Here is a 20,025-nt window from a genome sequence, read left to right as displayed (position 1 = left end):
CGTGACCAGCGATTGATCGACCGCGATCTGGTCTCCGGCCTTCACCAGAACCTCGATCACTTCCACATCCTTGAAGTCCCCGATATCGGGAACCTTGACCTCGACGACGGCCATGTTGGGTGTCTCCTGTTGTGTGTGCGTTCGGCGGTCGTTCAGGCGTAGAGCGAGAACACCTTCTCCGTGTCGATGCCGTACTTGGCAATGGCCTCGGTGAGCTTGGACGCAGGCAGCGCACCCTCATCGACCAGACCGCGCAGCGCAGCCAGCACGATGTAGTGGCGATCGACCTCGAAGTGGCGGCGCAGCTCGGTGCGGGTATCCGAGCGGCCGAAGCCGTCGGTGCCCAGCACCCGGTAATTGCGTCCCTTGGGCAGGAAGGGACGAATTTGTTCGGCGAACAGGCGCACATAGTCAGTGCTGGCCACCACCGGGCCTGCGTGCTTGTCGAGCTGCTGGGTGACGAAGGGCACGCGCGGCTTGTCGGTGGGGTGCAGCAGATTCCAGCGTTCGGCGGCCTTGCCATCACGCGCCAGTTCGTTGAAGCTCGGGCAGCTCCACACGTCGGCGGCGACGCCCCAGTCGCTTTCCAGCAGTTCCTGCGCCGCCAGACTTTCGCGCAGGATGGAACCGGAGCCGAGCAACTGCACGCGCTGCTTGACCTCGGCCTTGCCCGGCTTGCACAGATACATGCCCTTGAGAATCTGCTCTTCGGTGCCCGGCTGCAGCCCGGGTTGGGCGTAGTTTTCGTTGAGCAGGGTCAGGTAATAGAACACGTTCTCCTGATTCTCGACCATGCGCTTGAGACCCGCATGCAGGATGACGGCCACTTCGTGGGCGAAGGTCGGGTCGTAGCTGATGCAGTTGGGCACGTTGGCCGCCATGACCTGGCTGTGGCCGTCTTCGTGCTGCAGGCCCTCGCCGTTGAGGGTGGTGCGCCCGGAGGTGCCGCCCAGCAGGAAGCCGCGCGCCAGCATGTCGCCCGCGGCCCAGATCAGGTCGCCGATGCGCTGGAAGCCGAACATCGAATAGAAGATGTAGAACGGAATGGTGATGCGGTTGCTGTGCGAGTAGCTGGTGGCCGAGGCGATCCACGAGCACATGCCGCCCGCTTCGTTGATGCCTTCCTGCAGGATCTGGCCCTGTTTGTCTTCGCGGTAATACATCACCTCGCCACGATCGACCGGGGTGTATTTCTGTCCTTCCGGCGCGTAGATGCCAATCTGCCGGTACAGCCCTTCCATGCCGAAGGTACGGGTTTCATCCACCAGAATGGGCACGACGCGCGGGCCCAGCGTCTTGTCGCGCAGCAACTGGTTGAGGCAGCGCACATAAGCCTGGGTGGTGGAGATTTCGCGGCCCTCGGCCGTGGCTTCGAGCATGGGCTGGAAAATCTCTTTCAGATCGGGCACGGGCAGATGTTCGTCGGCCTTTTCGCGGCGCTGCGGCAGCGGGCCGCCCAGGGCCTTGCGACGCTCCATCAGGTACTTCATTTCCGGCGTGTCGTCGGCCGGTTTGAAGAAAGGCAGCTTGGGCAGTTCGCTGTCGGGCACCGGGATGTTGAAGCGGTCGCGGAATTCGCGAATGTCTTCATCGGTGAGCTTTTTGACCTGGTGCGCCACATTGCGCGCCTCGGCCGCGCGGCCCATGCCGTAGCCCTTGATGGTCTTGACCAGCAGCACCGTGGGGCCGCCCTGATGGTTGGCCGCGGCGTGGAAGGCGGCATAGACCTTTTGCGGATCGTGGCCGCCACGGTTCAGGCGCCAGATGTCTTCGTCGCTCATGTGCTCGACCATCTTGAGCAGGCGCGGGTCGCGGCCGAAGAAATGCTTGCGCACGAAGGCGCCGTCATTGGCCTTCATCGCCTGATAGTCGCCGTCGAGTACATCCATCATCACCTGACGCAGGATGCCGTCTTTGTCGCGCGCCAGCAGCGGGTCCCAGTAAGAGCCCCAGATGAGTTTGATGACGTTCCAGCCCGAGCCGCGGAACTCGGCCTCGAGCTCCTGGATGATCTTGCCGTTGCCACGCACCGGGCCGTCGAGGCGCGGCAGATTGCAGTTGATGACGGACACCAGGTTGTCGAGCTTTTCGCGCGCCGCCAGCCCCACGGCGCCGAGCGCCTCGGGCTCGTCCATTTCACCGTCGCCGCAGAAGGCCCAGACCTTGCGCTTGGAGGTATCGGCAATGCCACGGGCGTGCAGATACTTGAGATAGCGGGCCTGGTAGATCGCCATGATCGGCCCCAACCCCATGCTCACTGTTGAGAATTGCCAGAAGTTCGGCATCAACTTGGGGTGGGGGTAGCTCGACAGCCCTTTGCCGCCGACTTCCTGGCGGAAATGCAGGAGCTGCTCTTCCGTCAACCGCCCTTCCATATAGGCGCGGGCGTAGATGCCCGGCGCGCTATGGCCCTGAAAGTAAATCAGATCACCGCCGTGTTCGGCCGTGGGTGCGTGCCAGAAATGGTTGAAGCCAGTGCCATACATGGTGGCCAGCGAGGCGAACGAGGCCATATGCCCGCCCAGATCGCCTCCATCGGCCGGGTGCAGACGGTTGGCATGAACCACCATCGCCATGGCGTTCCAGCGCATGTAGGCGCGCAGCCGCTCCTCGATCTCGACATTGCCCGGGCTGCGCACCTCGTCGTCGGTGGCAATGGTGTTGACGTAGGCTGTGTTGGCCGAGAAGGGCACGTCCACGCCGTTCTGCCGCGCTTCGGCGATCAGCGATTCGAGGACGAAATGCGCCCGCTGCGGGCCTTCGGCAGCGATCAGCGCGTCCAGCGCATCCAACCACTCTCGGGTTTCCTGGGGATCAGCATCTCCCGCGGCGACGGAAAGTGAGCTGGGTTGCATCTCGGGTAAGGCGGCCATCATGTTCTCCTCATGAATTTGTGGCGCAGTATCGCAAACAATTTTTCAAATCACAAGATTTGATTTCGCATCGTGAAATTAAAGGCGCGGTTTTGCCCGATTTCTTTCACCCATCTGCCTCGTTTGAAGATCGAACTGCGTCAACGCAAAATCTGCTGGTCAACTCAACTACCGGGCGGTTCTCGACAAAACGCAGGGCCGACATTTGAGGGCTCTGTGTTCCAGACACTCTAGACTGCTCCTGTGAATCCTTCAAAGCACGTTCCCACTTTCCGCCGCCGCAGTTGGCCGCAGCGCTTCGGGCTGTTGCGCGCGCGCGCGCTGCTGCGGCGCATGCAGTCCGACCGTGTGCTGCTGGTGCTGCCTCTTGTCGTCTTCATTCTGTTTCTGGCGGCCATGGCCGCGCTGGTGAGCTATTCGCAGCAGGCCGACCTGCAACGCGACAAAGACAATTTGCAGCGCGATAGCGAATGGGCGCAGCAACGCATCAGCCTCGACCTCACCCTCGCGCAGGACCAAGTGCAGGCCATCGCCAACAACCTCTCTCTGCATGAAGACCGACCCGGGCCGTTCGACGTGCAGGCGCTGCGCTTGCTGCGACGCTATCCGCAGTTGCTTTTGGTGTACTACGCACATCCCGATGGCGCCGTGGTGTTCAAAAAAGGCAACCCCAACCTCGCCACCGAGCAGATCGCCACCTTGGTGGGCAAGACCCTCAAGCGCGCCAACAGCCTGCAACTCATGCAGCAGGCACTGGTCAGCCAGCGCACCGCGTACTCAACACCGTTCAAGGGCGCCGACAACGGCTGGCTGCTCGAAACCGCCACGCCGGTGGTGCGCAACGACCAGCTCGCCGGCGTGGTGGGCGTGGTGTACTCCGTCGACGGCATCTTGCGCAACTCGGTGCCGGAAGACCTCAATGCCAGCTATGCCGTTTCGCTCCTCGGCCCCGACAACCAGTTGCTCGACAGCGCTTCAAGCCAGCCCATACGCGACAAGGCGCTGCAGTACCGCGCGCCCCTGCCCCCGTTCGAGCCCGGGCTAGTGCTGCAGGTCAGCAGCTATCGCAGCAGCCCGAGCTGGACCACCAAGGGCCTGTACTGGAGCGTGTTCCTGCTGTCGGCGCTCACCCTGTGGACGTTATTGACGAGCTGGAACCAGCTGCGCCAACGCCTGAGCGCGCAGGAGGCGCTCACCCGCGAAACCGCCTTTCGCCGCGCCATCGAAAACTCGCTCTCCACCGGCATGCAGGCGGTGGACATGCAGGGCCGCATTCAATATGTCAACCTGTCGTTCTGCCGCATGACCGGCTTTGAAGACAGCGACCTGATAGGCAGCCAGCCGCCCTACCCCTACTGGCCCGCGCAACAAGGCGCTGAAATGGCCCTGGCCATTCAGCAAAGCCTCGATGGCCTGGCGCCGCCCTCGGGATTCGCGCTGAAAATCCGCCGCAAGAACGGCAGCGAGTTCGACGCGCGGGTCTATGTCTCGCCGCTGATCGACGTGCGCGAGAAGCAGACGGGCTGGATCATGTCGGTCACCGACATCACCGAGCCCACCCGCATCCGCCAGGAACTCGCCGCCTCTCACGAGCGCTTCGTCGCCGTGCTCGAAGGGCTGGACGCCGCGGTCTCGGTGATCTCGCTGGGCACCGAAGAGCCGCTGTTCGCCAACAAGCTCTACCGCCAGTGGTTCGGCGCGTCGGTGCACGGCCACCTCATGCTCAATGGCGGGCAGATGACTTCGGTCGCCGACGACGATCATGTCGACACCGTCGACTCGTTTGCCGGCCTGCCCGCCGACGAAATTCTCGACGGCCATTCCAACGCGCATGAAACCCACGTCGAAGCGCTCGACCGCTGGTTCGACGTGCGCCAGCGCTATATGCAATGGGTGGACGGCCGGGTGGCGCAACTGCTGATCGCCACCGACATCACCCCCCGCAAGCGCGCCGAAGAGACCGCGCGCAAGCAGGAAGAAAAGGCCCAGATCACCAGCCGACTGATCACCATGGGCGAGATGGCCTCGTCGCTGGCGCACGAGCTCAACCAGCCGCTCACCGCCATCAGCAACTATTCCTCGGGCATGATCGCCCGCGTCAAGACCCACGGCATGACCCAGCAGGAATTGATCGATGCGCTGGAAAAAACCGGACGGCAGGCGCAGCGGGCCGCCGGGGTCATCAAACGGGTGCGCGACTTTGTGAAAAAGAGCGAGCCCGCGCGGGTGTCATGCCGCGTGCAGGACATCGTGCGCAACACCCTGGAACTGGCCGAAATCGAGCTCACCCGGCGCAATGTGCGGCTGCTCAACTTCGTCGCCCCCGGCATTCCCACGCTGTACGCCGATCCGATTCTGATCGAGCAGGTCCTGCTCAACCTGCTGCGCAATGCGGCCGAATCGGTGGACAAGGCCGGGCGCCAAGGCAATCTGCGCAGCATCGAGCTCAAGATCATGTCGGATGCCGAGCGGGTGACTTTCACCGTCAAAGATCACGGCACCGGCATCGATGAAGCCGTGATGGAGCGACTGTTCGAAGCCTTCTACACCACCAAGGCCGAAGGCCTGGGCATCGGCCTGAACATCTGCCGCTCGATCATCGAGTATCACCAGGGCCGTCTCTGGGCCGAGAATTATTACAATCAATCGGTGATTGCCGGATGCCTCTTCAGCTTCACCCTGCCGCTCGGAGCCCCCAAAGAGCGGCCTCGGCCACCGGCTCCCTCCGGCGATTCCGCGCATCCCGACTTCCTTCCGTCCCGCTTGTGATCCCCGGCCACTGAAGCCCCACTTCTCATCACTTCCCCATCCTTCTCGATTGCTCATGAAAACAGCCAACAAAGGTACCGTGTATGTGGTGGATGACGACGAGGCCGTGCGCGATTCGCTGCAGTGGCTGCTCGAAGGCAACGACTACCGCGTGCGCTGCTTCGAATCCGCCGAAAGTTTCCTCACCCGTTTCGACCCGCGCGAAGTCGCCTGCCTCATCGTCGACGTGCGCATGCCCGGCATGAACGGCCTGGAGTTGCAAGATGAATTGCTGCATCGCGGCTGCAGCATGCCGCTGGTGTTCATCACCGGCCACGGCGATGTGCCGATGGCGGTGGACACCATGAAAAAGGGCGCGATCGACTTCATCGAAAAACCGTTCAACGAAGTCGTGCTGCGCGATTTGGTCGATCGCATGCTGCAGAAAGCGCGTCTGACCGCCGATCAGCAGCAGGCCGAAGCCAGCCGCGGCGCCCTGCTGGGCCGACTCACTGCGCGCGAGTCGCAGGTGCTCGAACGCATCGTGGCCGGACGGCTGAACAAGCAGATCGCCGACGATCTCAACATCAGCATCAAGACCGTTGAAGCGCACCGTGCCAACATCATGGAAAAGCTCAACGTCAGCACCGTGGCCGATCTGCTCAAGATTGCGCTCGGCGCACCGAAATAAATCCATCCCCTCCCCATGCACCACGCCCGCACCACGCGGGCGTGGTGCATTTTTCCAAGCCCATTCCCATGACAGCCCAACGCATCGACGGTCTCGCCCTCTCCGCCCAAATCCGCCAGCAGGTCGCGCAGCGCGCGCAGACCTGCACCGCTGCGGGACATCGCCCCGGCCTCGCCGTCATTCTGGTGGGCGACAGCCCGGCCAGCCAGGTCTATGTGCGCAACAAAATCAAGGCCTGCGAGCAGACCGGTATCCACTCGGTGCTGGAGCAATACGCCGCCGACCTGCAAGAAGCCGCGCTGCTACAGCGCATCGCCGCGCTCAACGCCGATCCGGCGATCCACGGCATCCTGGTGCAATTGCCCCTGCCCCGCCACATCGACGCCAACAAGGTGATCGAAGCCATTGCACCGACCAAGGATGTGGACGGCTTTCATGTCGCCAGCGCGGGGGCGTTGATGGTGGGACAGCCCGGCTTCAAGCCTTGCACGCCGTATGGCTGCATGAAAATGCTCGAATCCATCGGCCTACGCGATCTGCGCGGCAAGTCGGCGGTGGTGGTGGGCCGCTCGAACATTGTCGGCAAGCCGATGGCCTTGATGCTGCTGGCGGCCAATGCGACGGTCACCATCGCGCACAGCGGCACGGCCGATCTCGCTGCGGTGTGCCGCCAGGCCGATATTCTGGTGGCTGCCGTCGGGCGCGAGAACCTGATCACTGCCGACATGGTCAAGCCCGGCGCCGTGGTGATCGACGTGGGCATGAATCGCAACGCAGCGGGCAAGCTCTGCGGCGATGTGGACTTCGACGGCGTCAGCGAAGTCGCCGGCTGGATCACCCCGGTGCCCGGCGGCGTCGGGCCCATGACCATTGCGATGCTGCTGGTCAATACCCTGGAGTCGTGCGAGCGAGCCCACGCCCGCCCATAATTTCAGCCTCGTCCCCGACCCGACTTGATGCACCGACCGACGCCATGACGCTTGCTCTGCCCGCCAACAACCCGCTGTGTGATTTTCGCGATCTTCCCGACTATGCCGCAGTAAAACCCGAGCACATCGAGCCCGCGCTCGACGCTCTGATTCAGGCGGCGGAACAAACGCTGGATCAGGTCACCGCAACCACCACTGCCCCCACCTGGGCCGCCGTGGTGGAGCCGCTGGAGCGCGCCACCGAACATCTGGGCCGTGCCTGGGGTGTCGTCGGCCACCTCAACGCCGTGGCCGACACCCCCGCCCTGCGCGCCGCCTACAACGCCATGCTGCCCAAGGTCACCGAGTTCTGGACCCGGCTGGGCCAGAACGAAGGGCTGCTGCGGCAATATCAGGCCCTGCACGACAGCGCCGAATTTTCCCGCCTCAGCCCGACGCGCCAGCGCATTATCGAGCACGCCTTGCGTGACTTCCGCTTGAGCGGTGCGCTGCTCGAAGGCCCCGCCCGCAGCCGCTACGCCGAAATTCAGGAGCGCCTGGCCGCACTCAGCCAAACCTTCTCCGAACATGTGCTTGATGCCACAGCGGCCTGTGCCGAGTACGTCGGCGAAGAGCAAACCGCCGGCATTCCGGCTGATGCCCTGCAGGCCGCGCGCGAAGCCGCCGAGCGCGACGGCAAACCCGGCTATAAATTCACCCTGCACTATCCGTCGTACATGCCCGTGCTGCAGCACGGCGAACACCGCCCACTGCGCGAACGCCTCTACCGCGCCTACGTCACCCGTGCCAGCGAGCTGGGCGATGCAAAGTTCGACAACTCCGCCGTCATGGCCGAAATTCTCGCCCTGCGCGACGAAGAAGCCCGTCTGCTCGGCTACGCCAACTATGCCGAAGTCTCGCTGGTGCCCAAAATGGCCGACACCCCGGAGCAGGTGCTGCACTTTCTGCGAGACCTCGCTGCCCGCGCCCGTCCCTTCGCCCAGCGCGACCTCGACACCCTGCGCGCCTTCGCGCAAACAGAGCTTGGCCTGGCCCCGCTCGAAGCCTGGGACATCGCCTGGGCCTCCGAGAAACTGCGGCAGTCGCATTACGCCCTGTCGGAGCAGGAAGTGCGGCAATATTTCACCCTGCCCACCGTCATCGCCGGGCTATTCCGCGTGGTCGAAACCCTGTTCGGCGTGAAGCTGCGGCGGGTGGAGGGCGACATTCACGCCTGGCACGCCGATGCCGAGCTATATCGCATCGAAAACACCGAGGGTCGCAGCGTCGGTCTGTTCTACCTCGACCTGTACGCCCGCGACGGCAAACGCTCGGGCGCGTGGATGGATCATGTGCGTTCGCGCTGGCTGCGCGCGGACGGCACGCTGCAAACTCCGGTCGCCACCCTCACCTGCAACTTTCCCTCGCCCGTGGGCGGAAAGCCGGCCCTGCTGAGCCACGACGACGTGCAGACCCTGTTCCACGAGTTCGGCCACGGGCTGCACCACATGCTCACCCAGGTGGACGACATCGCCGTGTCGGGCATCTCTGGCGTCGAATGGGACGCGGTGGAACTGCCCAGCCAGCTGATGGAAAACTTCTGCTGGGAATGGGAAGTGCTGCGCTTTCTCACCCATCATGTGGAAACCGGCCAAGCCATGCCGCGCGCCTTGTTCGACAAAATGCTGGCCGCGAAAAACTTCCAGTCCGGCATGCAGACCCTGCGTCAGGTCGAGTTTTCGCTGCTCGATATGCGCCTGCACCACGACTTGCGCACTTTCACACCCGAAGCGATTGAAGCGCTGGTGGCGGAGAACCGCAACGAGATCGCCGTGCTGAAGCCACCGGCGTTCAACCGCTTCGTCAACAGCTTCTCCCACATCTTCGCCGGGGGCTATGCAGCGGGCTACTACAGCTACAAATGGGCTGAAGTGCTGTCGGCCGACGCCTTTGAGCGCTTCGAACAAGAAGGTCCGCTCAGTCCGCAAGTGGGCAAGAGCTATCAGCAAGCCATTCTCGCCGTGGGCGGAAGCCGCGATGCCATCGACTCGTTCAAGGCCTTCCGTGGCCGCGAGCCGCGCATCGATGCCCTGCTCCGCCACAGCGGTATGACGGCTGAAGCGGCTGAAGTCGCCTGAGCGCACGCGATGGCCCCGAACCCGTCCCGCCGCCTGTGGCGAAAACACCGCGCTCGCAGCCCGGCCTGGGCGCAGCCGTGGCACACTTGCAGCTTGTCTTGGCCCTTGCTGCACAGAACGATGAAACGACTGACGAAACGAACTTCGCGCCACGCCCTCATGTTTTCCGCCGCACTGGCGCTCGGCCTGACCGCGGGCACGCCCGCCTGGGCGATTTATAAGATCGTCGGCCCGGACGGCTCGGTCACCTTCAGCGATGTACCGCCCAGCAGCACGCAGGGCAAGGCTGTGCAGTCGTTGTCGGCCAACGGCAGTGCGACGCCCAGCAGCTTTGCCGGCTTTCCCGCCGCGTTGCGTGAAGCGGCGCGCAAATACCCCGTCACGCTCTACACCGCGCCGCAATGCGAGGCCTGCGATGCCGCACGCGACTACCTGCAACAGCGCGGCATTCCCTTCGCCGAAAAAACCATCACAACCAATGCCGACATCAAGGCCTACAAGGCTTTGTCGAACGGCAGCGACCAGCTCCCGCTGGTGATCATCGGCAGCACCAAACTGAGCACCGGTTTCAGTTCCAGTAATTGGGACATCGCGCTCGATGCTGCAGGCTATCCGAAGAAGAGCGAACTGCCGCGCGACTATGTGCGTCCGCAGCCCGTGGCGCTGGTGCCGCCCCCAGCCCAGAAAGCTTCGGCCCCCGAACAAAAGCGCGTGCCGACCGAACCTTCCGTGCTGCCACCGCCAAATCCGAACGCCCCCAAGGGCTTTCAGTTTTAGTCAGAGAATTAGTCAAACAAAATCGCGCCGCTGCACACCCTCGGCAGTGCCGATCAGGGCGACGTTGGCAGCGCGCAGTGCGAACAGGCCCACGGTCACCACACCCGGAATCTGGTTCACACGGGTTTCAAATTCGCGCGGCTGCGCAATCTCCAGGCCGTGAACGTCCAGAATCAGATTGCCGTTATCGGTCACGTAGCCTGAACGCTCGCGCGGATCGCCCCCCAGGGCACGCAAGCGGCGCGCCACCAGTTCCCGCGCCATCGGCACGACTTCGACCGGCAAAGGAAATTTACCCAGCACCGGCACCAGCTTGCTTTGATCGACGATGCAGATGAAGCGCTCTGCGGCCTCGGCGATGATTTTTTCGCGCGTCAGCGCGCCGCCGCCGCCTTTGATCATCGCGCCCGAGGCGTCGATTTCGTCGGCGCCATCGACATAGACCGAAAGCTGCGCCACCTCGTTGAGGTCATACACCGTGATGCCATGCGCGCGCAGGCGCTCGGTGGAACGCTCGGAGCTCGACACCGCGCCTTTGATCTGGTGCTTGATGCCAGCCAGGGCGTCGATGAAAAAATTCACCGTCGAGCCCGTGCCAACTCCGATGATTTCGCCTTGCGGCACCTGGGTGAGCGCGGCCGCGGCGACCTGCTGTTTGAGTTCGTCTTGCGTCATGTCGGGTCTTCACGAAAAATGTCAGTCTTCATTATCGCTGCGCCGCCCTGTGCTCAGCGACCTCGTCTGCTCTCCATGCCGCTCTCCTATCCGCTGATTCGCCCTATTTTGTTCCGCCTCAATCCAGAATGGGCGCATCACCTCACGCTGAGCGGCATCCGCATGGCGCATTCTGCCGGGCTGTCGATTCTGTACGCCCATGCGCCGGTTCACGACCCGGTGGAACTTCTCGGCTTGCGTTTCGCTAATCGTGTCGGTCTGGCCGCCGGGCTCGACAAAAATGGCGAGGCCATCGACGCCCTCGCGGCGATGGGTTTTGGTTTTGTCGAGGTCGGCACGGTAACCCCCCGCGCGCAGCCCGGCAACCCCAAGCCCCGCATGTTCCGGCTGCCGCAGGCGCAGGCGTTGATCAATCGCATGGGGTTCAACAATGCCGGGCTGGAGGCTTTTTTGCGTCATGTGCGCCGCAGCCATCGCCCCGTGCCCATCGGCCTGAACATCGGCAAGAACGCCAGCACCCCCGTCGAGCAGGCGCTCGACGACTACCGGCTGGGCCTGGAAGGGGTATACACCCAGGCCGACTATGTCAGCATCAATATTTCGTCGCCCAACACCCGCAACCTTCGCCAGTTGCAAACCGACGCCGCCCTGCAGGGCCTGCTGCAAGGCCTCGCCGCCACGCGCGAGCGCCTGCGGCAACAGCATGGCCGCCATGTGCCCATGCTGCTGAAAATCGCCCCCGACCTTGAAGACGCCGACATCGACGTCATCGCCGATCAGTTGCTGACGCATGGCCTCGATGGCGTCATCGCCACCAACACCACGCTCGCCCGCGACGCCGTGGCCGGGTTGGCCCATGCGCATGAAGCGGGTGGACTGAGCGGGGCGCCGGTACGCGCCGCCTCGACCCGGGTGATTGCGCGGCTGCGCCAGCGTCTGGGCCACAACGTGCCGATCATCGGTGTCGGCGGCATTATGAGCGGGGCCGACGCGGTCGAAAAACTGCGCGCGGGCGCCGATCTGGTTCAGCTCTACACCGGCTTGATCTACCGCGGCCCGGAACTGGTGGGCGAGTGCGCCAAGGCGCTCGCGCTTGAAGCCAGCCGAGGGGAGTAAGCCTGAACCCCTGGCCCCGAGAAGACGGCCAAAATAAAAGCGCCTGCAAAGTCGGTTGCAGGCGCTTTTATTGGAAAAGTTTGGCGCGAAAAAAGCGCCAAAAATAAAAAAGCGTTGAAAAAGCGCTTATTTTTGCTTCAGGCGGGTTTTGTTGGCAGTGATGTGCTCATAGATTTCGCGCGACCGCTGGGAGAGCGGTCTGCCAAACCCTTCACGCCAGGGTGAAGACACTTTCACTTGAGGCCGCTTGCGGAATGTGGAGGCCACTTCCTCGGCGTTCTGCATCATCAAATCCCAGGGATCTGCCGATTTTGTGGTGGTGGAGGAGTTTGACTCTTCGAGTTCAACACCGTTGGTTTTGCCTGTGGTCGTCGCTTTTGCCACGTTTACCCCTCTGATGGAACTGTGGGACAACACTGTCTGCCGCATACCACATGCAACAGAAAAATTGCCCCGTTAAACACCCAACAATTATAACCGGAAGTAAGCTTCAGCGCCTACTTTGACCCGGCAACCGGATTGAATCAGCCGAGATATTTTTCGAGGCGCTGCACGACGGTGTCCCGTCCGAGCAAGGCCAGCACCGCGTCGACAGCGGGGGTCTGCTCTCGGCCGGTGACCATCAAGCGCACGGGCATGGCCAGTTGCGGCATTTTCAGGCCGTGCTGTTTGAGCACGCTCTTGAGGGCCGCACTGATCGCTTCGCGCGACCAGTCGTGAAGGGCGGTGAGCTGGGCCAGAAAATCCGCCGCGGCCGCCTTTCCCTGCGCACCGAGATGCTGCTCAAGCGCAGCGGCGTCGGGCGCGGTGGGGCGATAGAACAACAGGGTTTGTTGGGCCAGTTCGGGTAGCGTCTGGGCGCGGTCGTGCAGCAGGGCGCAAACCGCCGCGAGATCAGGCGTCTGGTGGGCAATGCCGTCCTTGTCGAGCAAGGGACGCACGAGTGCGGCCAGTTCCTCCGCAGGGGTGTGCTTGATGTAATGCGCGTTCACCCAGCGCAGTTTGGCCTCGTCGAACTGCGCTGGCGAGCTGCCCAGGTGGTCGAGATCGAACCACTCCAAAAACTGGGCGCGCGAAAAAATCTCCGCATCGCCATGCGACCAACCCAGCCGCGCCAGATAGTTCACCACCGCATCGGGCAGATAGCCTTCGTCGCGGTACTGCAGCACGCTCTTGGCGCCATTGCGTTTGGAGAGTTTCTCGCCCTGCTCGTTGAGCACGGTGGGCAGGTGGGCATAGCGCGGGGGCTTGGCGCCCAAGGCCTGGAAGATGTGCAGTTGCCGAGGCGTGTTGTTGACGTGATCATCACCGCGGATCACATCGGTAATCTGCATATCGATGTCGTCCACCACCACGCAGAAGTTGTAGGTCGGTGTGCCGTCGGGGCGGGCAACGACGAGATCGTCGAGTTCTTCGTTGCGAATCTCGACCCGGCCTTTGACAAAATCATGCCAGGCCACGACGCCAGTGGTCGGCGTCTTGAAGCGCCACACCGGCTGCACGCCTTCGGGAATCGGCGGCAGCACCTTGCCGGGCTCCGGGCGCCAGGTGCCGTCGTAGCGGGGCTTTTGCTTGGCGGCGAGTTGCTGCTCGCGCAGGGCATCGAGCTCGGCGGTGGACATATAACAGGGATACACCATGCCAGACTGGCGCAGTTGATCGAGCACCTCGCGGTAACGCGGCATGCGCTGCATTTGATAGAACGGGCCTTCGTCATAATCGAGCCCGAGCCAGTCCATCGCCTGCAGGATGACTTGCACGGCTTCTTCGGACGAACGTTCGGTATCCGTGTCTTCAATGCGCAGAATGAAGTCGCCGCCGTGGTGCCGCGCGTATGCCCACGGGTAAAGTGCCGATCGGATATTGCCCAGATGGATGAATCCGGTCGGGCTGGGAGCGAAGCGGGTACGAACGCGGTGCGGCTGGGTGGTCATCGTCGAATTCGGAAAGTGAAAAAAGGACAAGAAGACGTGCTCAGCTCAGGGTCTGCAGACCCCGGCTGAGATCGCGCTGAAGATCACCCACATCTTCCAATCCCACGGCCAGGCGGATCAGCCCCTGGCCGATGCCTGCGGCCTGCCGCTGCGCTTCGCTCAGGCGGCCATGCGTGGTCGTCGCCGGGTGGGTGATGGTGGTCTTGGTGTCGCCCAGATTGGCGGTGATGGAGCAAATGCGGGTGTGGTCGATGAGGTGAAACGCCCGCGCTTTGGCCTGCTGCGCATCGTCGGCCTTGAGCTCGAACGACAGTACGGCACCACCGGTCTTTTGCTGACGCATGGCCAACGCATGCTGCGGATGGGTATCAAGGCCGGGATAGAACACCCGGCCGATAGCAGGCTGCGCCTGCAGCCATTGCGCCATGGCGAGCGCAGCAGCGCTATGCGCCATCATGCGCACGCCCAGGGTTTCCATGCCCTTGAGCACCACCCAGGCATTGAAGGGCGAGAGCGACAGACCGATGGTGCGCTGCACGGGCAGCAGCTTGTCGTGGATCGGCGCGGCTTTGCCGCACACCGCGCCTGCGATCACCCGCCCCTGACCATCGAGGTATTTGGTGCCGGAATGAATCACCCAGTCGGCGCCGAAATCGAGGGGACGCTGCAAGGCCGGTGAACAAAAGCAGTTGTCCACCACCAGTTGGGCGCCAGCGTCGTGCGCCAGATCGGCCAGCGCGGCGATGTCGCAGACCTCGGTCAGCGGATTGGACGGCGTTTCGGCAAACAGCAGCCGGGTATTGGGCCGCAGGGCCGCCGCCCATTGCGTCACGTCGGTTTGCGAAACGAACGTGGTCTCCACGCCGAAGCGGGCCAGTTCGCGGCCGAACAGATTGATCGTGGAGCCGAACACCCCTTGTGAGCAGATCACATGATCGCCCGCCTTGAGCAGCGCCATCGCCAGCAGCAGAATGGCGGCCATGCCACTGCCCGTGGCGATGCAGCCTTCCGCGCCTTCGAGCGCGGCAAGCCGCTGCTCGTAGCTGGAGACAGTGGGATTGGAAAAACGCGAATAGACAAAACCGTCCTGCTCCCCGGCAAACCGGGCAGCCGCGGTCGCCGCATCGGGATGCACGAAGCTGCTGGTCAGGAACAGTGCCTCGCTGTTCTCGCCGTATTGCGAACGCGGCAAGGCCTCGCGCACGGCCAGCGTATCGAGCGCGAGATCAGGGGCGCTTCGGTCTTGTGCGGTCATGACAGCTGCCCCTGCTCCTCGGCCCCTTGCAGGCTGAGCCGGCCGGTGTTGGGTGCCACGCCTTCGCCCCGGTTCTTGCCTTCATCGGGCGGCAAGGTGCCGGCGATGTAGCAGCCGTCGAAACACGACGCCTCAAACTCGACGATCTCGGGGTTGATCTCGCGGATCACCCGCTTCATGGCGTCGAGATCCTGGTAGATCAGCACATCGGCGCCGATGATCTGGCGGATTTCCTCGACACTACGGTTGTGCGCCACCAGCTCCGAGGCCGTGGGCATGTCGATGCCGTAGATATTGGGATAGCGCACCGGCGGTGCGGCGGACGCCAGATACACCTTGCGCGCCCCGGCCTCACGCGCCATCTGCACGATTTCGCGCGAAGTGGTGCCGCGCACGATGGAGTCATCCACCAGCAGCACGTTACGCCCGGCGAATTCCTGGCCGATGGCGTTGAGCTTTTGCCGCACCGACTTCTTGCGTACCGCCTGTCCGGGCATGATGAAGGTTCGCCCCACATAACGGTTCTTGACAAAACCCTCGCGGTACGGCCGACCCAGCCTGTGCGCGAGTTGCATGGCCGACGGCCGACTGGATTCAGGAATGGGAATGACCACATCGATCTCGCTGGGCGGCAGCACCGAGATCACCCGCTGCGCCAGCGTTTCGCCCATGCGCAAACGGGCGCGATAGACCGACACGCCGTCGAGCGCAGAGTCTGGGCGGGCCAGATAAACGTACTCGAAGATGCAGGGATTGCGCTGCGGCTCGGCCGCGCACTGCTGGCTGTGCAACCGGCCTTGCAGATCGACAAAAATCGCCTCGCCCGGCGCGATGTCGCGCTCGAATTTGTAGCCCGTGCCTTCCAGCGCGACCGACTCGCTCGCCACCATCACCTCGCCGCCCTCGCCCGCCGTACCGAAGCACAAGGGGCGAATGCCGAAGGGATCGCGAAAAGCCAGCAGACCGTGCCCTGCAATCAGCGCCACCACTGCGTATGAACCGCGCAAGCGCAGGTGCACCGCGCGCACCGCGGCGAAAATATCGTCGACTGAGAGCGGCAACCCGTGGGTGCGGCGCTCGATCTCGTGCGCCAGCACGTTGATCAAAACCTCGGTGTCCGACTCGGTGTTGATGTGGCGGTGATCGTTATTGAACAGCTCGCGCTTGAGCGCCACCGCGTTGATCAGATTGCCGTTGTGCGCCAGCACCAGACCAAACGGCGCGTTGACGTAGAACGGCTGCGCCTCTTCCTCGCTTTCGGCGTTGCCCGCGGTTGGATAGCGCACCTGGCCGATACCGTAATCGCCCGGCAGCGCGCGCATATTGCGAGTGCGAAACACATCGCGCACCATGCCACGCGCCTTGTGCATATAGAGCTTGGAGCCCGAGCCGGTGACGATGCCCGCAGCGTCCTGACCCCGATGCTGCAACAGCAGCAGCGCGTCGTACAGAAGCTGGTTCACGGGTTGCTGCGAAATGACGCCGACGATGCCGCACATGGGAGTGGTCTTTCAGGAAACGAGGGGAGAGCCAAACACTTCAGCCTTGCGGCAAATGGGTGACGAAAGCGGCGGGCAGCCAAGGGCGAATGGCCAGCAGCAAAGACTGCGCCGGCGGAATGAGCACCGCCGTTTTCCACATCGCGCTCTGCGCCAGCGCCGTCTGGGCGCCAAGGGCGACGAGCAACAACGACAACGCCACGCCCTTCACCAGACCGATCAGCGCGCCCATGCTGCGGTCAAAAATACCCAGTCCGCTTGCACGCAACAGCAAACGCAGCACCGAGGCGAGTATGCCCGCGCACAGCACCACCACGATGAAACACATCGCATAGGCCGCCAACAGGCGCATATCGATATTGTCGATGGCCTGCAAATACCTTGCACCCAGGCTGGGCGCGAAGTGCGCCGCAAACCAGACGCCCCCGATCCAACCCAACAGGGTGACGATCTCATACACCGCGCCGCGCAACAAGCTGATCAGCACGCTCAAACCCACGACGACGAGCAGGAACCAGTCCAGCGGACTCACAGCGTCAGCACCGCACCGCTGAGACCCAGCGCCTGCAATTTGTGCAAGGCCCGCTCGGCTTCATCGCGCGTGGCAAAGGGGCCGATGCGCACCCGAACCCGCTTGCCCTGCGCGGTATCGACCACCTGGGTATAGGTCTTGAATCCGGCTTTTTCAATTTTGGCCCGCACGGACTGGGCGGCATGCGCGTCGGCAAACGCGCCAGCCTGCACTACAAACCGCGCCTTCGAGGGGGCGACGTCTTCCTGCGTCGCGTGCTGTTTATTCGCCAGCGCCGCCTCGGCCTGCGCAGTGGAAATCTGGTCGGGCGATTTGCCTTCGAGCGCCGCAAGGGCCTGGCGCGCACTGGCCAGTTGCCGTGCCTGCTCGGGTGTCGGGGCGGGTGGCTTGGGTGCTGGCGGGGGGACAACCGGCTCCGCCTGCTGTACCGGACTGGGTTTGGGTGCTGCGGGTATTGGCTGAGGCGCCGGTTTCGAGGCCACCACCGGCTCGGGTGGAACTGGCGCGGGGGCCGCAGCCACAGCGCTCGCCGCATGCGCCACGGCCGCGCGTTCGCCCGAGGGCACGGACACGCTGGACGCCGCGGGCAGCATGGGCGCGGAAGCGGGCACCGCCAGGCCCGGCGCCTTGCTCTGCGAGGGAATATCGAGCGCGATGTTCGACGGTACCGGTTTGGGCTTGGAGTCGAACACCAGCGGAAACACGATCACCCCGAGCAGCACCAGCGCCACTGCGCCGATCAGACGCCGACGCGCGCGCGCTCGCAGACTGTCCTGGCTTTGCGAATCGGAGTCATCGCCTCTGGAGGAGCGACGGGCGGAATTACGGGGAGCGCCAAAGGTCATTGCGGGGAGGAAACGAGATGCTTGCCGTGAAGTCGGGGCAGCCCCTCCTGCATCACACCGCCCACGGTGTAGAAGGAGCCGAACACCACGATTCTATCGGCCAGCTCCACGGCAGCGGCCGCTGCGCGCAGCGCCTGCAAGGGGTCGGGATGCTGGGCGATGCGGGCGTCTGGCTTCAAGGCGAGCAGGTGAGCCGCCAGCTCTTTTGCCGACGCGGCTCGCGGCGTCGGCAAGTCGCAAAGATGCCAGACGTCGACCAGCGGCAACATGCGGCGCAACATGCCGGGGATGTCTTTGTCGGCCATGGCGCCAAACACCGCGTGGGTGACGGGAAAGTAGCCCATGCTGTCGAGGTTTTCCGCCAGCACGGCGATGGCGTGCGGGTTGTGGCCCACATCGAGCACCAGCGTGGGCTGACCCGCCAGCACCTGAAAGCGCCCGGGCAGCTCCGCTCGCGCAAACCCTTCGCGCACCGCCTGCGCCGCAACTGGCAGGGCGGCCTGCAAGGCCTCCAGCGCGGCGAGCACGCCGCTGGCGTTGAGCAGCTGATTGGCGCCGCGCAGCGCCGGAAACGCCAGGCTGTGCCGACGCTGTGCGCGCCCCTGCCAGCCCCATTGCTGCGGCAGGTGGGTGTAGTGAAAGTCGCGTCCGGCCAGCCAGAGATCGGCGCCGATGTCCTCGGCGTGATCCCGCACCGACTGCGGCGCCTGCGGGTCGCTGACGATGGCGGGCTTTGCGGCCCGCATGATGCCCGCCTTCTCGCGGCCGATGGACTCCCGGTCCGGCCCGAGAAACTCCATGTGATCGAGGTCGATGCTGGTGATGATGGCACAGTCGGTGTCGATCACGTTCACCGCATCGAGCCGCCCGCCCAGCCCGACTTCGAGAATGACGGCATCGAGCCGCTGGCTGGCAAGCCGCGACAGAATGGCCAGAGTGGTGAACTCGAAATAGCTCAAACTCACCGCCGCGCCGCCCTCGCCTGCGGTCAGCCGGGCCTGCTCGACAGCGGCGAAATGCGGCAGCAAGTCCTGCGCATTCACCGTCTGCCCTGCGATGCGGCAGCGTTCCTCGAAATGCACCAGATGCGGCGAGGTATAGACGCCCACGCGGTAGCCCGCCGCCATGAGAATGGCTTCGAGCATGGCGCAGGTCGAGCCCTTGCCATTGGTACCCGCCACGGTGATGACCGGGCAGCTGAATTGCAACTGCATGGCCGCGCGCACCGCCTGCACGCGCTCAAGCCCCAGGTCGATCACGCGGGCATGCAGCGACTCGGCGTGGGCTAGCCAGCCGTCCAGAGTGTGGGGTGTGGGAGACATACGCAAAGCCCGTCGCCCGCGGCTGCGAACGACGGGAAAGTCTGAGGAAATCAGGAAGCGATCGCGTCGGCAGGCTGACGCAGCAGCATGGCCAGCATTTGCGCGAGTTCGCCGCGCAGTTCACGGCGGTCAACGATACGGTCAACCGCGCCCTTTTGCAGCAGAAACTCAGCGCGCTGGAAGCCCTCAGGCAGCTTTTCGCGCACGGTGTTCTCGATCACCCGCGGGCCGGCAAAACCGATCAGCGCCTTGGGTTCGGCCAGCACCACATCGCCGATGAAGGCAAAACTGGCCGACACCCCGCCCATGGTCGGGTCGGTGAGTACGCTAATGAAAGGCAGCCCGGCTGCGGACAGGCGGGTGAGCGCGGCATTGGTCTTGGCCATCTGCATCAGGCTGAGCAAGCCTTCCTGCATGCGCGCGCCGCCCGTGGCGGTAAAGCAAATGAAAGGCACCTTCTGCTCGATGGCCGCCTGCACCCCGCGCACGAAACGCTCGCCGACCACAGAGCCCATGGAGCCGCCCATGAACTCGAACTCGAAACAGGCCACTACCACCGGCAGGGTCTGGATGGCGCCGCCCATGACGATCAGCGCGTCGGTCTCCTGGGTGTTTTCCAGCGCCTCCTTGAGGCGATCGGGATATTTGCGGCTGTCCTTGAATTTCAGCGGATCGATGGGCAGCACTTCCTGACCGATCTCGTACCGGCCTT

General features: G+C 63.8%; 17 protein-coding genes. 6 read left to right on the top strand and 11 right to left on the bottom strand.

Annotated features, from left to right (window positions below):
- Both ABT24_RS12510 and aceE read right to left on the bottom strand, forming a co-directional pair.
- Positions 1 to 114: biotin/lipoyl-containing protein (locus ABT24_RS12510; RefSeq protein WP_286737938.1), on the bottom strand; the 114-nt coding region annotated here is incomplete at its 3' end.
- Between the two features lie 38 nt (positions 115 to 152).
- Positions 153 to 2,873 carry a pyruvate dehydrogenase (acetyl-transferring), homodimeric type gene (aceE, locus tag ABT24_RS12505; protein ID WP_286737937.1) on the bottom strand — a complete coding sequence of 907 codons (2,721 nt, stop codon included), beginning with the start codon at positions 2,871 to 2,873 and terminating at the stop codon, positions 153 to 155.
- A gap of 243 nt (positions 2,874 to 3,116) precedes the next feature.
- Between aceE and ABT24_RS12500 the strand changes: the two genes are divergently transcribed.
- From ABT24_RS12500 to ABT24_RS12480, 5 genes are all read left to right on the top strand, one after another.
- Positions 3,117 to 5,642 carry a PAS domain-containing sensor histidine kinase gene (locus ABT24_RS12500; protein ID WP_013106582.1) on the top strand — a complete coding sequence of 842 codons (2,526 nt, stop codon included), beginning with the start codon at positions 3,117 to 3,119 and terminating at the stop codon, positions 5,640 to 5,642.
- A gap of 55 nt (positions 5,643 to 5,697) precedes the next feature.
- Complete coding sequence (locus ABT24_RS12495; RefSeq protein WP_013106583.1) at positions 5,698 to 6,312, top strand: response regulator transcription factor; 615 nt, start codon at positions 5,698 to 5,700, stop codon at positions 6,310 to 6,312.
- Between the two features lie 68 nt (positions 6,313 to 6,380).
- Positions 6,381 to 7,241, top strand: a complete 861-nt coding sequence (gene folD, locus ABT24_RS12490) for a bifunctional methylenetetrahydrofolate dehydrogenase/methenyltetrahydrofolate cyclohydrolase FolD (protein ID WP_013123846.1) — start codon at positions 6,381 to 6,383, stop codon at positions 7,239 to 7,241.
- A gap of 44 nt (positions 7,242 to 7,285) precedes the next feature.
- Positions 7,286 to 9,358 (top strand): M3 family metallopeptidase, encoded by a 2,073-nt coding sequence (locus tag ABT24_RS12485; RefSeq protein WP_276726971.1) that lies wholly within the window; start codon positions 7,286 to 7,288, stop codon positions 9,356 to 9,358.
- Between the two features lie 159 nt (positions 9,359 to 9,517).
- Positions 9,518 to 10,135, top strand: coding sequence for a glutaredoxin family protein (locus ABT24_RS12480; protein WP_276726969.1), 618 nt, complete (start codon positions 9,518 to 9,520; stop codon positions 10,133 to 10,135).
- Positions 10,136 to 10,147: 12 nt separating this feature from the next.
- Here the strand turns inward: ABT24_RS12480 and rpiA are convergent, their stop codons facing one another.
- Positions 10,148 to 10,810, bottom strand: coding sequence for a ribose-5-phosphate isomerase RpiA (rpiA, locus tag ABT24_RS12475; RefSeq protein WP_156054660.1), 663 nt, complete (start codon positions 10,808 to 10,810; stop codon positions 10,148 to 10,150).
- 75 nt (positions 10,811 to 10,885) lie between these two features.
- Here rpiA and ABT24_RS12470 point away from each other — a divergent pair, with 75 nt between their 5' ends.
- Positions 10,886 to 11,926: a quinone-dependent dihydroorotate dehydrogenase gene (locus ABT24_RS12470; RefSeq protein ID WP_276706618.1), complete on the top strand. Its 1,041-nt coding sequence runs from the start codon at positions 10,886 to 10,888 to the stop codon at positions 11,924 to 11,926.
- A 126-nt stretch (positions 11,927 to 12,052) separates the two neighbouring features.
- Here ABT24_RS12470 and ABT24_RS12465 read toward each other — a convergent pair whose 3' ends face one another.
- From ABT24_RS12465 to accD, 8 genes are all read right to left on the bottom strand, one after another.
- Complete coding sequence (locus tag ABT24_RS12465; protein WP_013123851.1) at positions 12,053 to 12,310, bottom strand: hypothetical protein; 258 nt, start codon at positions 12,308 to 12,310, stop codon at positions 12,053 to 12,055.
- Between the two features lie 140 nt (positions 12,311 to 12,450).
- Positions 12,451 to 13,860 carry a glutamate--tRNA ligase gene (gltX, locus tag ABT24_RS12460; RefSeq protein ID WP_013123852.1) on the bottom strand — a complete coding sequence of 470 codons (1,410 nt, stop codon included), beginning with the start codon at positions 13,858 to 13,860 and terminating at the stop codon, positions 12,451 to 12,453.
- A gap of 40 nt (positions 13,861 to 13,900) precedes the next feature.
- The gene (locus ABT24_RS12455; protein ID WP_276726967.1) at positions 13,901 to 15,115 is read right to left on the bottom strand and encodes an O-succinylhomoserine sulfhydrylase; all 1,215 of its coding nucleotides are present in this window, start codon (positions 15,113 to 15,115) and stop codon (positions 13,901 to 13,903) included.
- Entirely contained in the window at positions 15,112 to 16,614 is a 1,503-nt protein-coding gene (gene purF / locus ABT24_RS12450) for an amidophosphoribosyltransferase (protein ID WP_276726966.1), read from the bottom strand. Before purF ends, ABT24_RS12455 begins: the two co-directional genes overlap by 4 nt.
- Before the next feature lie 40 nt (positions 16,615 to 16,654).
- Positions 16,655 to 17,146, bottom strand: a complete 492-nt coding sequence (locus ABT24_RS12445) for a CvpA family protein (RefSeq protein WP_276726964.1) — start codon at positions 17,144 to 17,146, stop codon at positions 16,655 to 16,657.
- Positions 17,143 to 17,991: an SPOR domain-containing protein gene (locus tag ABT24_RS12440; RefSeq protein WP_286737932.1), complete on the bottom strand. Its 849-nt coding sequence runs from the start codon at positions 17,989 to 17,991 to the stop codon at positions 17,143 to 17,145. Before ABT24_RS12440 ends, ABT24_RS12445 begins: the two co-directional genes overlap by 4 nt.
- The gene (gene folC, locus ABT24_RS12435) at positions 17,988 to 19,313 is read right to left on the bottom strand and encodes a bifunctional tetrahydrofolate synthase/dihydrofolate synthase (RefSeq protein ID WP_276726960.1); all 1,326 of its coding nucleotides are present in this window, start codon (positions 19,311 to 19,313) and stop codon (positions 17,988 to 17,990) included. The genes ABT24_RS12440 and folC overlap by 4 nt, the downstream gene beginning before the upstream one ends.
- Before the next feature lie 50 nt (positions 19,314 to 19,363).
- On the bottom strand, positions 19,364 to 20,025 hold a 662-nt coding region (accD, locus tag ABT24_RS12430), incomplete at its 5' end, for an acetyl-CoA carboxylase, carboxyltransferase subunit beta (protein ID WP_286737929.1).

Source organism: Thiomonas sp. SCN 64-16, from assembly GCF_001725585.1.
GTDB classification, from domain to species: domain Bacteria; phylum Pseudomonadota; class Gammaproteobacteria; order Burkholderiales; family Burkholderiaceae_C; genus Thiomonas; species Thiomonas arsenitoxydans.
The sequence above is the reverse complement of the archived record's forward strand: the minus strand, read 5'-3'. Positions and strand labels throughout refer to the sequence as shown.

Bases quoted from the DNA above. Each gene is read 5' to 3' on its own strand.
- ABT24_RS12440 (WP_286737932.1), bottom strand. From the start codon at position 17,991: ATGACCTTTGGCGCTCCCCGTAATTCCGCCCGTCGCTCCTCCAGAGGC.
- folD (WP_013123846.1), top strand. From the start codon at position 6,381: ATGACAGCCCAACGCATCGACGGTCTCGCCCTCTCCGCCCAAATCCGC.
- ABT24_RS12455 (WP_276726967.1), bottom strand. From the start codon at position 15,115: ATGACCGCACAAGACCGAAGCGCCCCTGATCTCGCGCTCGATACGCTG.
- rpiA (WP_156054660.1), bottom strand. From the start codon at position 10,810: ATGACGCAAGACGAACTCAAACAGCAGGTCGCCGCGGCCGCGCTCACC.
- aceE (WP_286737937.1), bottom strand. From the start codon at position 2,873: ATGGCCGCCTTACCCGAGATGCAACCCAGCTCACTTTCCGTCGCCGCG.
- folC (WP_276726960.1), bottom strand. From the start codon at position 19,313: ATGTCTCCCACACCCCACACTCTGGACGGCTGGCTAGCCCACGCCGAG.
- ABT24_RS12485 (WP_276726971.1), top strand. From the start codon at position 7,286: ATGACGCTTGCTCTGCCCGCCAACAACCCGCTGTGTGATTTTCGCGAT.
- ABT24_RS12470 (WP_276706618.1), top strand. From the start codon at position 10,886: ATGCCGCTCTCCTATCCGCTGATTCGCCCTATTTTGTTCCGCCTCAAT.
- ABT24_RS12495 (WP_013106583.1), top strand. From the start codon at position 5,698: ATGAAAACAGCCAACAAAGGTACCGTGTATGTGGTGGATGACGACGAG.
- gltX (WP_013123852.1), bottom strand. From the start codon at position 13,860: ATGACCACCCAGCCGCACCGCGTTCGTACCCGCTTCGCTCCCAGCCCG.
- ABT24_RS12480 (WP_276726969.1), top strand. From the start codon at position 9,518: ATGTTTTCCGCCGCACTGGCGCTCGGCCTGACCGCGGGCACGCCCGCC.
- purF (WP_276726966.1), bottom strand. From the start codon at position 16,614: ATGTGCGGCATCGTCGGCGTCATTTCGCAGCAACCCGTGAACCAGCTT.